Annotated in this window: 10 protein-coding genes; 9 read left to right on the plus strand and 1 reads right to left on the minus strand. The window is 43.7% G+C overall.

What is annotated here, in order from left to right:
• The first annotated feature begins 41 nt into the window (after positions 1-41).
• From grpE to dnaJ, 3 genes are all read left to right on the plus strand, one after another.
• Complete coding sequence (grpE, locus tag NSQ29_RS03060) at positions 42-623, plus strand: nucleotide exchange factor GrpE (protein WP_076284809.1); 582 nt, start codon at positions 42-44, stop codon at positions 621-623.
• 114 nt (positions 624-737) lie between these two features.
• Positions 738-2,585, plus strand: a complete 1,848-nt coding sequence (gene dnaK / locus NSQ29_RS03065) for a molecular chaperone DnaK (RefSeq protein ID WP_042190999.1) — start codon at positions 738-740, stop codon at positions 2,583-2,585.
• Between the two features lie 257 nt (positions 2,586-2,842).
• Complete coding sequence (dnaJ, locus tag NSQ29_RS03070) at positions 2,843-3,964, plus strand: molecular chaperone DnaJ (RefSeq protein WP_042130386.1); 1,122 nt, start codon at positions 2,843-2,845, stop codon at positions 3,962-3,964.
• Between the two features lie 316 nt (positions 3,965-4,280).
• Here the strand turns inward: dnaJ and NSQ29_RS03075 are convergent, their stop codons facing one another.
• On the minus strand, positions 4,281-8,756 hold the full coding sequence (locus NSQ29_RS03075; protein ID WP_341124350.1) for a S8 family serine peptidase: 4,476 nt from the start codon (positions 8,754-8,756) through the stop codon (positions 4,281-4,283).
• Between the two features lie 284 nt (positions 8,757-9,040).
• On the opposite strand from NSQ29_RS03075, the gene NSQ29_RS03080 reads away from it, so the two are divergent.
• From NSQ29_RS03080 to NSQ29_RS03105, 6 genes are all read left to right on the plus strand, one after another.
• Positions 9,041-9,400, plus strand: a complete 360-nt coding sequence (locus tag NSQ29_RS03080) for a hypothetical protein (protein ID WP_042190997.1) — start codon at positions 9,041-9,043, stop codon at positions 9,398-9,400.
• 39 nt (positions 9,401-9,439) lie between these two features.
• A complete protein-coding gene (locus NSQ29_RS03085) occupies positions 9,440-9,619 on the plus strand; it encodes a YfhD family protein (RefSeq protein ID WP_042130382.1) in 180 nt (59 codons plus the stop codon).
• Between the two features lie 93 nt (positions 9,620-9,712).
• Positions 9,713-10,087, plus strand: a complete 375-nt coding sequence (locus tag NSQ29_RS03090) for a hypothetical protein (RefSeq protein WP_042190995.1) — start codon at positions 9,713-9,715, stop codon at positions 10,085-10,087.
• A 522-nt stretch (positions 10,088-10,609) separates the two neighbouring features.
• Positions 10,610-11,521 (plus strand): methyl-accepting chemotaxis protein, encoded by a 912-nt coding sequence (locus NSQ29_RS03095; protein ID WP_341124351.1) that lies wholly within the window; start codon positions 10,610-10,612, stop codon positions 11,519-11,521.
• 197 nt (positions 11,522-11,718) lie between these two features.
• Positions 11,719-12,279, plus strand: a complete 561-nt coding sequence (locus tag NSQ29_RS03100) for an RNA polymerase sigma factor (protein ID WP_076299677.1) — start codon at positions 11,719-11,721, stop codon at positions 12,277-12,279.
• Positions 12,239-13,915, plus strand: a complete 1,677-nt coding sequence (locus NSQ29_RS03105; protein WP_341124352.1) for a DUF4179 domain-containing protein — start codon at positions 12,239-12,241, stop codon at positions 13,913-13,915. Before NSQ29_RS03100 ends, NSQ29_RS03105 begins: the two co-directional genes overlap by 41 nt.
• Positions 13,916-13,936: the final 21 nt, after the last annotated feature.

Here is a 13,936-nt window from a genome sequence, read left to right on the forward strand (position 1 = left end):
TGAATGATTTTAATGAATGATTTTAAGGAGGTGAAGACAACTTGAAAAAGGAACAAGTTCAAGATGCTAATGAATTCAAAGATGAATTGATAAATGAGGAACCTGAGGCTGATGTAGCTTCGGAAACCGACTCATTTACGGCAGAAGAAATTAGTGAAGGTGCTTCAGACACAGGTTCGGAGGTAAAACGTCTGCAGGATCTCGCTGATGAATATCAAGGACGTGCGCTGCGTGCGCAGGCTGATTTCGATAACTTCCGTCGTCGTACTCAGAAGGAGAAAGAAGAGTTGGCTCAATATGCCACCTCCAAGCTCGTGACTGAATTGCTTTCAGTACTGGACAATTTTGAGCGTGCTTTAGTGACTACTCCTAGCAGCCCAGAATCCGAAGCTTTCGTGAAGGGTGTTAATATGATTTTCCGTCAGCTAGATGGGGTATTGAAGTCCGAGGGACTTACGGCTATGGAGACAGTAGGACAGCCTTTTAATCCTGAATACCATCAGGCTATTATGCAGGTGGAGAGCGAGGAGTACGAAGAGGGTATCGTAACGGAAGAGGTCCAAAAGGGATACCTCCTGAAAGATAAAGTCCTTCGTCCTGCTATGGTCAAAGTCAGCATGTAATCTGTATATATAGGACGGGCAGTATCTGTCCACCATGTACCAATCGAATTTTTTAAATATTTTATTATTTTAATGAGCGAATGCTCCATATACCTTTAGAGGAGGCAAATTATTGTGAGTAAAGTTATCGGTATTGACTTAGGAACCACGAACTCTTGCGTTGCCGTAATGGAAGGCGGCGAAGCCGTTGTAATTCCAAACCCAGAGGGCGCACGTACAACCCCTTCGGTGGTAGGTTTTAAGAAAGACGGCGAGCGTATCGTCGGTGAAACAGCTAAACGCCAAGCAATTACTAACCCTGATCGTACGATCAGCTCTGTTAAACGTCACATGGGTACTAACCATAAAGAAAGCATCGATGGTAAAGACTACTCCCCACAAGAAATTTCAGCAATGATTCTTCAAAAGCTGAAATCCGATGCAGAAGCATATCTTGGCCAAACTGTTACTCAAGCAGTTATCACAGTTCCTGCTTATTTCAATGACAGCCAACGTCAAGCTACTAAAGATGCAGGTAAAATTGCAGGCTTGGAAGTTTTGCGTATTGTGAATGAGCCAACAGCTGCAGCTTTGGCATATGGTCTGGAGAAATCCGAAGATCAAACTATCCTTGTTTATGACCTTGGTGGCGGTACGTTCGACGTATCTATCCTTGAACTGGGCGATGGATTCTTTGAAGTAAAAGCTACAAGCGGCGACAACAAACTTGGTGGCGATGACTTTGACCAAGTGGTTATGGATCATCTGGTATCCGAATTTAAGAAAGAGCAAGGCATTGATCTGAGCAAAGATAAATCTGCTGTACAACGTTTGAAAGATGCAGCTGAAAAAGCGAAGAAAGAATTGTCGGGCGTACTGACAACCACTATTTCTCTTCCGTTCATCACTGTAGTTGACGGAGTACCTCAGCATTTGGAGATCAACTTGACTCGTGCGAAGTTTGATGAGCTTACTGCTGGTCTAGTAGAACGTACTTTGGGACCAACTCGTCAAGCATTGTCTGATGCTGGTATGACGCCTGCAGACCTTACCAGAATCGTTCTGGTTGGTGGTTCTACACGTATTCCTGCTGTACAAGATGCAATTAAGAAGCTTACAGGTAAAGATCCACACAAAGGTGTGAATCCGGATGAAGTTGTAGCTCTTGGTGCTGCTGTTCAAGCGGGTGTATTGACTGGTGATGTTAAGGACGTTGTATTGCTCGACGTAACTCCGCTTTCCCTCGGTATCGAAACTGCAGGTGGCGTGTTCACGAAGATGATCGAGCGTAACACTACAATTCCTACAAGTAAATCCCAAGTATTCTCGACCTTTGCTGACAACCAACCTAGCGTTGAGATTCACGTGCTACAAGGTGAGCGCCAAATGGCGAATGGCAACAAAACATTGGGACGCTTCATGCTGAACGAGATTCCACCAGCACCACGTGGCGTACCACAAATCGAAGTTTCTTTCGATATTGATGCCAACGGTATCGTGAATGTGTCTGCAACTGATAAAGGCACTAACAAGAGCCAAAAGATCACTATCACTTCTTCCAGCGGTCTGAGCGACGCAGAAGTAGAACAAATGATGAAGGATGCCGAGCTTCACGCTGAGGAAGACCGTAAGCGTAAAGAATTGGTAGAAGCGAAGAACAGCGCTGACCAACTCGTGTATTCCACTGAGAAAGTGATCAAAGATCTTGGTGATAAAGCTGATGCTTCCGAAGTTGAAAAAGCAAACGAAGCTAAAGATAAAGTGAAAGCAGCACTTGAAACTGACAATCTTGAAGAAATCAATGCAGCTACAGAAGCATTGACTGAGATTGTACAACAGTTGTCCATGAAGCTGTACGAACAAGCTGCTCAAGCAGAGCAAGGTGCTGAAGGTGGCGCTGGAGCTGCTGAAGGCGCTCCTAAGAAAGACAATGTAGTTGACGCTGATTACGAGGTTGTTGACGAAGATAAGAATCAAGGGTAACCTTAAACGATAAATGTATAGGGCGTAACTGATAAATTCTTATATAGTTAAGAAGGGAAGGTCAAAACCGGGTCATCCCGTGTTTTGACTTTCCTTTTGTAATATCAGTTTGCACACTCTTCGCGAATGCGCCTTCTGATATTGTAAGAATAAACATCTGCTGGAACTGGATGGTCAGATCCTGGGGTTTTATCGTATAATGGTTTCTTTGGCAGGTAATTAGGAATTTGAGTATGTAATGTACGGAGGTGAAAGCAGTGGCAGATAAACGCGATTATTATGAAGTGCTTGGCCTCAGTAGAGATGCTTCAGACGACGAGGTGAAGAAAGCGTACCGGAAATTGGCGCGCCAATATCACCCAGACGTGAATAAAGCAGATGACGCTGAAGCTAAGTTTAAAGAAGTAAAAGAAGCTTACGATGTTCTTAGCGACGGACAACAGCGAGCTAGATATGACCAATATGGCCATATTGATCCTAACCAAGGTATGGGCGGCTTCGGAGGCGGCGGTGGCGACTTCGGAGGATTAGGCGATATCTTTGATATGTTCTTTGGCGGCGGCGGACGTCGTGATCCTAACGCACCACAGCGTGGTGGGGATTTGCAGTATACGATGACCATTGAATTCAAGGAAGCGGTATTCGGTAAAGAAACTGATATCACTATTCCACGTACGGAAACTTGCGATACCTGCTACGGCTCCGGGGCTAAACCGGGTACTAAACCAGAGACTTGTTCCACTTGTCATGGTAGTGGGCAACAGGAATTCGTACAGAATACACCACTTGGACAGATGCGTAATCGTCGTCCATGTTCGCATTGCAGTGGTACAGGTAAGATTATTAAGGAAAAATGTACGACTTGTAGCGGACAGGGTAAAGTTAAGAAGCAGCGTAAGATTCATGTACGCATCCCTGCCGGTGTCGATGACGGTGCGCAGCTGCGCATGACTGGCGAAGGCGAGGGCGGCTTACGCGGTGGTCCTGCTGGAGACTTGTATATTGTCATCCGTGTCAAATCGCATGATTTCTTCGTACGTGAGAACGATGATATTATGTGCGAGGTTCCACTTACATTTGCACAGGCTGCACTTGGCGATGAGATTGAGATTCCTACCTTAACGGAAAAAGTGAAGCTGAAGATTCCTGCGGGAACGCAGACCGGTACTTTCTTCCGCCTTAAAGGTAAAGGTGTCCCACGTCTACGTGGATCTGGCCAAGGTGACCAGCACGTTAGAGTCATTGTTGTGACACCCAGCAAGCTGAATGATGAGCAAAAAGATTTGTTGCGACAGTTCGCCTCTCTAAATGGAGAAAACACACATGAGCATGAGCAATCTTTCTTTGATCGTGTGAAGCGTGCGTTCCGCGGGGACTGATATTTCTAACTTCATTAATTGAGCAAATAAATAATACAGCAGAGCAGCTATCCTCCCGTTATTTGGGGATCGCTGCTCTGTTTTTTTGATTAAGACAGTTTGCTCATGTCGACTGTTAGTAGGGACAAGCTAGCCAATCTCATACGGTGCTTTTCAAGCCAATAGCGACTATGGGGTCCGTTAGCATGCCAAATATCGCATAATCCAGCGTTTAAGGTCATCTGAGTCCGATGACTGACTCGGAAACGCAAATGTGACCTATAGACGAAAAAGCCCCAGCAGTCATTGGCTGCTGGGGCTTTCTTTTAAAGTGCAACTAGATGTTGTTCGAAGAACGTAGGTCCTCAAGCACACGGCTCAGAATTGTTGCTGCTTGTGCACGAGTCAATGTACCTTGTGGATTGAAGCTGTCCGCAGTAACACCTTTGAGATAACCTTTGGTTACAGCATAGGCTACAGCGTTGCGTGCCTCCGCAGCGATCTTATCCGCATCCTTAAAGCTTAAAGGTGTCTTGGCTACTGTAAGATCAGCACCAAGAGCCTTAGCGATGATAAGAGCTGCTTCCTCGCGAGTCAGCACATCACGAGATCCACTTTCTTTGATGCGAGTACTCCAAGTGTCACCTTTTCCAAGTAGACGGTCGAAGAGCGTTAGAAGCTCTGCCTGATTTAAAGTGTCAGCAGGTTTAAAGCTGCCATCGGCTCCTTTGCCGGCAATGATACCATGTGAAGCAAGGATTTCGATATCGGTTTGAGCCCAGTGTGTGCCAATATCTTTAAAGCTTATTTTTCGGGATGCTGCACTGTAAGAACCGTCACCAGTAACGTTAAACTGTAGAATCCCTTCTTTAGAGATAGAACCAGGTAGTAGATAGGACCATTTATGATCCTTTGATTCTACATAAGCGGCAGTCTTTCGTGCATCATGAAGACTGCTGGCCTTTAGATTAAGCTGAAGGATGATCGGCTTTCCGGTTGTCCAACCATTTTTGATAGTGAGAATGGAAGAACCGATATTTATTGCTGCTGAGCTACCTGCTAAAATTGCTGTGTTGCCTGCATCTGTCAGGCTAATCGTAAGGGTCAAGCCGTTGCTGTTGATGAAATCCAGAAGAGTCGCCGCTGGAATAAGTACATTGAACCCACTACCGTTTAGGCGGAGTGCATACTCTGATTTCTTTAACTGCTCGGCTTGGGCCGAGGTAAGAGAAATGACAACTTGGCTATATTTATTGAAGCTTACATCGCTAAGATCAAGAACAGAAGTTTTATCTTTTGCATTCTGGATCGAATTGGCTAATGCAGTGTCTAAGATGTTGAACACCGCTGAAGGCTTGCCACCTGCTGGATCTGCAGTCTCTACTAGCTTCCCAGATTTCAATGCGATTCCAGAAGCGGGAGCACTGGTTGCCGTAGGTACATTCGATTCAGGTGTAGGTGTTGGCTTCGGTGTTTCAGGTGTGTTAACAGTTATGCTTACCGTTCTCAAACCAGATGGGATCGTTGATGTTGTAGCATCATTCCAGACCTGTACATCGTATAGCTCCAAGTCGTATTTTCCCGCTTTAGATGGTTTGAAGGTTATTTTGCCTAGTGAGCCAGAGCCGTGATAAGCACCACCTGATAGATTGACGCTATACTGTGTCAGTTTGCGGCCGTCTCCGAGATCATAGGTTTCTGAGAATTCTGTAAGTGCAACACTAGAGAAATTCTCCTCTTGATACGTAGCCAGTTGTACGCTTGGCTGGATCGCTGGTGTTTCGAGAGAACCATCGTAGATGACAGCGAATGAAGCCCCATAGATGCCATAAACCTCATCAGTCACGGAATACCCTAGATCAACGGTTACCGGCTGTCCCAAATCAATAGTGGCTGCAGATAGAGACGGATTTACATTGAAAATACCATCCCCTGTGCTATAAAGCAGTCGCTGAGCATAATCATCGTCGTCTGCGCCATTACCTACTTTATCAACCACATAGATTTTGTACTCATTAAGCCCTTCGTTAACCGGAACGTCAATGGAAAAAGCACCATTACCTGCAATTACTCCACCGAATTTATAAGTATTTCCATCATAATGTTTACCTTCGGCGTACACGGTAAACCAGTTTCCAATAGGTTTTGTATTAGAAATATAATAGGCCATTAGGTCATCATCAATGAACCCACTAATTTCTGCCGCACCAGGATCGGTTGGCGCCTCACGTTCGTACTCCTCAAGTGTGATGCCGGAAACTAATGGCTTCTCGGTATCAATTGTGAACTTGATCTTTTGTGTCTCGAGCAGTTGTCCATTGGGAAGCACAGGAGTGATGTAGTAGTGACCATCTGGTAAAGTGGAATTGGCGGAGGTCTCCAGGTCTGTTAACGTTCCATCCCAATTTGTAATTTCGTACACGCCACGATAGACCTTTTCATCGATAGAATAAACTGCACCTAAAACTGTCGCAGGAGCATCTATTGAAGAGGCTACAAAACTTATGCCATCCAGCTCTTCATTGACAGAGAAGGTAAAGGTGGTATCGTCTGAGCGTCCATCCCCATTAGGAGAAATCTGTGGATCTTCAAAAGAAAGTTGATTAACAGGCTCTAAATTGAATTTATCGCCAACAAGTGCATTAAAGGGAAGACGAAGAGTTTCTGTATCAGAGGTTAGGAACAGGATGCCTTCATATGCTCCCTCTTTTGCAGTGTCAGAAACCTTCAGTGTAAATTGTGCATAATGATCTACACCTGAGGTAATACTTTTTGGTGCAATATTAATACTAATGTCACCAGGCGCTTCTGTAAGCCATTCGGTGGACAGCGTGTAGGTTGATCCAATCCCTTTAAAGTCCTCTACATAAACTGATTTTGTTACGCTAGCCCCTTTTGGGAGCAGGGCAAAGGACAAGGAACCTGTGTAATAAGGGATTTCTACAGTACCTGGAAGACCACTAATTAAGCTCTCCCCGACTTTAGCAATAGATTCAGCTTTAGCTGATTTCTCCAAATTAATTAATCCGGCACCTTGTTGATATAGTGAGTAAGGATTCCCATCACGGTTAAAGATAGGATCAGCATTGTTCATTAGCAGTGCTTTAATTTCATTTGGCTTAAGATCAGAGTTTTCACTCAGTAGCAAAGCTACAGCTCCTACAACATGTGGGGTTGCCATGCTGGTGCCGCTTTTTAAGCCATAAGCGTGTTCGTAATCCCCACTCCAGCTAGGAATTGTGGAGTTGATATTTACTCCAGGAGCTACAACATCAGGTTTGATTAGATAATCCGGCATCCCCGGGCCCATAGAGCTGAAGTTTGCTAACTGATTTACTTCAAGCCCTATATAGTAACTGATGATATCTTTAGCAGCATCCAATTGAGCTTTTATCTTTTTGCCATCTGCTTGAGTAATTCCGTAGGTAGGAATGTAATTCCCAGGCGCACCAAGGGTGGGACTGATTTCACCAGCAGCATTATTGGCAATTAGGACAAGCTTGGCTCCAGCTGCTTTGGCATTTAGAGATTTATCTCCGAAGCTCAGCACACCACGATCGACGAGGACTACCTTATCTTTGACATCCAATTTTGTGTAATCGGAAGGACTCCCAAGACCAGCATAAACGATCTTACTGCCAGCAGTATTATCAACTAAGTCTGGGGAGTAAGTTGCTAAGGTCCCTGGAATTTTTTTAACATCGCCAATATCAAAGAATGGGGTATTCACTGGGGTAGTAGAAGCACCTACACTAAGTGCGAGTTGAGATCCAGCAGGTTCGCCCAATGTTCCTACATCCGGTCCAGCGTTACCGGCGGCAACAACAACATTCACGCCCGACTTTATGGCGTTGTCTATCGCGATTGAACTTGCGGAATAGCTTTGGTTGACATCAGAGCCCAAGGAGAGGTTAATTATATCGGCTCCATCAGCGACCGCTTTCTCAATACCCGCGATTACAACCGCTGTTGGACCGGAACCGTAAGGGCCAAGTACGCGATATGCGTACAAATCTACCTCAGGTGCAACATCCAAAATTGTACCGGCTACATGAGTGCCATGCGAGGTTTCATATGGGCTACCATTTTTTGGAGGGAAGTTGGCATCAGGAGGTGTTTCTGACGGATCATTATCCTGATCATAGGCATCGTAACCGCCCTTATAATTATCCTTTAATAAAGGGTGATATTTATCGATGCCGGTATCTACAACCGCTACCTGTACCCCTTCTCCTGTGTAACCTAATGCATGTAGTGCATCCGCACCTATAAGATTGCCACTGTCCGAATAAGAACGTGTAACAGGCAAAGTCGCTACCTCAACACTGTCTGCTAACGCATGTACTTCATCATTTGGATAAACAGCCGCAACGCCCGGAAGCTCTAGCAGCTTGTTTACTTGATTGGCTGGCAACGTAATAGAATACCCGTTAAAAATTTCACTGTATTCAAAACCGATGTCGGCATCGATTTTCTGCGCTGAGGAAATAAAGCTTTTATGCTCTGAGATAATTTTACTGCGTTGTAAGGAGACTGAGGATCGTAAAGAAGAAGTTTTAGCCTCATTTTCATACACACTGACTGGTTTATTAGTTAATTCCACAATTACGGATACTGGTGCTGAACCTTTGAGCACACCCGCGTAGTTATGAGGGGTCACACTTTGAGACTGTACATTATTAGCTAGGTTAGTTGATGTTTCAAGGGATGAGTTCGCAAATGCAGCGGATGGAAAAAGGACAGAAACAGCCAGTCCGAAGCTCGCCGCCCCAATACCAAATTTTTGAATAGAGTGTTTAAAGGTACGTTTCAAATAAGTTCATCCTCCCAAATGAATTTTTATATTGCAGTGTGTATCTGTAGTTCTCCTCCTCAGCGTAAAATGTAAAAAATTATGAAAATTAAATTTATTCTACAGCTATAACTTCAAATCGAATATACATCTTTAGCACTATATTGCAGGGAAGCGTCGAGGAAAATGTCGAATTCCCAGTAAATAAGTGGAGTATGAGAAAAAAAGGGCATAAAAGAAGTGAAATGAAGACAATATAAAGGAATGCAACAGATATCTGAATTTCAAGCGAGAGCGGGGATAAGATGTCGGAAAGATCTATTTTGGCTTATTTTAAAAGTCCTGAAGAAGCGGAGGGTGTTGCTCGTAAGCTCCGTGCACTTCGGGCCATTGAAATTTCCGTTGATCGCTTCAGTAGATATGGAGGCACGAGCTTTAGCTCAGGGGTAAACCCAGTGACAGGCAATGTTGCCAGAATGGACTCCATGACTGCTGAGCGTGCACACACAGGCATACTAGCTGCTGCTGATACCAGCGCCAGTGGGATGAGTCATGGCGGAGATGGAGGACCGACGGGTAGAGATATTTTACTTACGGTGATCTTGAATTCGGAGTCCCATGATCAAGCATTACGCTTAATTGAAGAAGCAGGCGGGATGATTTGAATAATAATTTTCTTAATAAGAAGGGAGACGATCGATACTATGGATAGAGAGAACTCGCAAATATTCTCAAAGACCGAGAAGATGAAAATGCTGTACGAGGCGAAGGCAGAGGACGTAGAGTTTTCAGCAGCGGAGGCAGATCTGGAGGATATCGAAGCCCAGGCCCGGGCTCTAGAAGCAGACAAACGTCAGCTGCATGAAATTATGAAAAAAGAATAGATGCTAAAAGCTAAGGCAGATACCTCACAATGTGGGGTATTTTTGCGTTCTGATGTGTATAATTAGGAGAATAGCCCAAGCAGGGGGGAGAATATGGACAACGTTATTTTATGGATAGGTTTAGCACTACTTATCGCATTCTTAACTTTTATGAATCAGAAGCAACTGTACTCTTCAAAAGTAAAACAGGCCTACCGTGAGCTGCGGGAGCTGACTGAAAAAGTTCGGCTGGAACGATCAGAGGCAAGCGATTTATATCGTTGGGAAGTAGAATTAGCCGAGATGGAGAAACACCCGAACGAACTTAATAAACTGGATGCTGAGATTGGGCTTCGCCAGGCGTTTGTGATGTATTTGGAAAGACACAGTCCTCTGGATGTAAGACTTCCAAGTTTAAAGGAGGCTGCATCCTATCAGAAGGATTCGGTATGGGGAATTAAGATCGGAGATTACGGATCCAAGAAATAAGGAAATGTACATATAAGAGGCTATGTTTGCTGGACCGTTTGGTATGTGCATTTTGCAAGAGACAAATTAGTATTAATAGGAACTTGCTTCGAACCCTGGCTGGAATTACGGCTGGGGTTTTTGTGGTTAAAAATAATTACGGAAAAACTCCCTGTATTTTTCTCCAGACGCCTAAAAATATGAGCCTTTAGGGAGAATCTCCCACAAATAACTCTTAAAACTAGAAAAAGGCTTGATTTTATAAGATTATAGGGAGCATTTCCCTAAAAAAGAGATAAATCTTCGATATTCGTGTATTTATAGGGAGGTTTTCCTTAATTATCATCACTTAAAAGTATTTCAGGGATCAATCTATTAGAAATGAGCAATACTCGCTCGCCATTGGCCTTTTTTAACAACGAATTTTAATAAATTTAATAAGAATCATGTATTTCTCTCTGCGCAATAAGAGCGTATAATTGTTCAGATATACTTCATGATGACGCGACGAGTAACTTATAGATATCCAGGAGGAATTATTATATGGGAATGGTACACTCTCAGGGAGTTACCGATGAGCTTGTTGTCCGATCTTTAGAAAAAAATTTAGCGATTATAAGGTTTGATCTTGATCGACGAGTGGCTTATGTGAATGACGTTTTTGCTAGTTCGATGGGGTATAACAAAGAAGAGATGTATGGGATGCGTCATAAAGAGTTTTGCTTTCCTCACTTTGTAAATAGTTCGGGCTATGAGCTGTTTTGGCAGGATCTTTTTTCAGGAAAAAGTGTTCAGGATAAGATCGAACGAATGGATGCAAAAGGAAATGCGGTATGGCTGGAAGCTACATATATGCCTGTCTTTGATGAAAATAATGAACAGGTCATTGGCGTATCTAAGATAGCGACTAATATCACGGATCGACAAAATAACATGAGTGTTGTGGTACAGCGGATGCAAGAGATGTCGGACAGCTTAAATCATAGAGCCGAGAAAGGCATTGAACGTAGTCAAGAACTATTGCTGAGTATCGATAAAATAGCCGAAGTATCCATTGAAAATACACAGACTCTAGCTAATCTGGAGACACAAGCGGTATCGATTCAGGGAATTGTACAAACTATTCGTAACATTGCTTCGCAAACGCAACTGTTAGCGCTTAACGCAGCAATTGAAGCGGCACATGCCGGGGAGTTTGGGCGTGGTTTTGACGTGGTTGCAAAAGAAGTTAGGAAGCTATCTTCCATGGTGCAGGATTCGATCATTCAAGTGAAAGATAGTGTGGATGCCATTACGCTGGAAATCAATAAGATCTCCAAAGGAACAAATCAGGTGCAAGAAAATATAGAAGCTAGTCAACAGCAGATTCAAATAGCCTTAGATGATTTCAATAATATTTCTTCCTCAGCCCAGGATTTAGATACACAAGCACGAGAGGTTATGAATATCATTTAATTTCTGTATGCTGTTAGCGTGAATATAAAGGAAAGCCAGTTCTCAGATTTATGGGGAGTGGCTTTTTGTGTTGCGAGTATAATTGCTATCTTTCATCTGTTATTACTAGCATCTATAGTTTATGCTCAGAAAAACGAACCTTTTCCAGAGATTGGTTGTCATATAGATATCACAGATAAGAAAGGAGGGCGCGAGATTTGGAGACTAACCGGGAATTATTCGAAGCCTACAACAAGGATGTATATCGGACCTGCTACTATATGGTGCATGACGCCGCGGATGCGGAGGACTTGACGCAGGATGTGTTCATTACCGTATTTCACACGAATCGTGAGAACGTAGAGCATTTGAAGGCTTGGATTATGAAAATAACGGTCAACCATTGCCTGAATCATTTGAAACGGAAGCGTACTTTACAACAAAAAATCTCAGACAATCTTTATTTATTTAAGAAGTCTCCTGAAATCCCTGTAGAACGATTGATTGAGCAGCGGGAGACGACAATGGAATGGGCGAAATATTTGAGCCAGCTCCCAGTCAAACTTCGGATGGTGATTACGCTTAGGTACATGCATGATTTCAGCTTGGCTGAAGTATCAGACCTGCTATCCATCCCGCTCGGGACGACCAAATCAAGGCTGCATAAAGGGCTAAAGGTATTGCGGAGAATTTTGCTGGAGGCTGGGGTTCAAATTGAACGGAAAGAGGGCGAATCTTATGAAAAAGTTGGAGAATATGCTGGAGCATCAGTTAAATGAGGGTCAAAGTGTAACATATCCTGATTTTGAAAGCATGTGGGAGAGAATTGAACATAAAAATACAACATCTTTTCACGCTCGGATGAGCAGTGGTAGCCAGAAACAGGGGAGAAACTGGAGCAAAATAGCACTTGTTTCATCGTTTTCAGTACTTCTAGCGGCGGCGCCAGTATATGCGGCAGTTCATTATAATTGGGATACAATGCTCCGTGAAAAAGGTGGTATTCAGGCGGCACTGGCACAAAACCTCGGTCAAAAGCTGGATCAATCGGTGACAAAGGACGGAGTGACGCTAAAGCTACATACCGCCATCGTGGATGAGAATCGAACGGTCATCTTATTCACATTGGATGTTGGACAACGACAGGACAGTGAAACTTGGCGTGTGACTGAGATGACCCTGAAAGGTACTGAGGGGGGAAATAGTTCTGGAGAGTACAATTATCTGAACTGGGACGAAAAGAACCGAATTTATAACGGTTATTTCGAAAGTGAATGGACACCAGAGAAGGACACCGTGAATGTTCAGCTAGTTACAAATGATATTCAGGCTTTTAGTGAACAATCGTTAGATTTGCCGCTGGATATTCACTCGACGGAGACACAGAGCTTCCCTATTGGACAGGAAGGGATGCGCAGCATAGAGGTGAAGCCATTTACCCAAGGTCAAGAGAAAATGTTATTCTCTTCAGCGATTATTTTTGATCAACCGGAAGCAAAAGAATGGGCCTTTCCAAATATTGTTGCATACAAAAACGGAACGCTCATAAATTCGCTGACTGGAGGTACTTTCGGTACACCGGGAGAAAACGGGGAATATACGTCCCAGCAATATTTTAAGGCGGAGGATGTTTCCGGTGGTCAAACGACTTATAAGCTGCAATATATGAAGAAAGAAAAAGATGTTAATGGACCACTTTCATTCGATCTTCAATTAAGCAAAAAGCAGATGGAGAGCGGGACGATAAAAACCAGTCTAAATCTGCCGCTCGAGGCAGGTGAGACTGATTACACGCTGGAGAATATGGTTGTGTCGCCTACTCAAATTCGAGTCACAGTTAGAAGTAAGGATCTAGACAATGGCTTCCCTTATAAAAAGTATGCTCTTGAAGTAGCAGGCAAGACGCTTGAAGGGAATTTATGGAGATCTCCAGAGGGTGAGCCGGAGCTGACAGTGCTTCGTTTCGAACGGCCAGTCGACCTTGAAATTACGAAAGAGACTCCGATTACCTTTGTAGCTAAATATAAGGTGACTCAGCATGGCAGCTATAAAATTACCAATAATAATGATGACAAAATACCGCTTCTTTTAACGAACATCTCTCAAAAGAAACAGACGATTATCCAGCAACTCAACGGGTATCCGGTGAAGTGGACCTACTATATGCAGGGATCCGATCTTTATGTAGAAACTGGAAGTGAAGATGCTCGCTTCGGTGGAATTAACCAGACACATATCGGGTTGGGTAAAGAGCGCATCCTAGGTAAACCGCTAACCGTCAATTTCGCGGGGGATGGAAACAACAAGGCCATTGATGTGTATAAGAATTTTAAAGGTACAGAAGCTACTATCTATATGTTCTACTATACAACTGATGATCCGGATAAAGAAACGAGAGTGCAGATCCGGTTATAAGAGTTAGAAGAAGCATAATTA

Origin of the sequence: Paenibacillus sp. FSL F4-0236 (assembly GCF_038000135.1) — a bacterium.
Lineage (GTDB): Bacteria > Bacillota > Bacilli > Paenibacillales > Paenibacillaceae > Paenibacillus_AQ.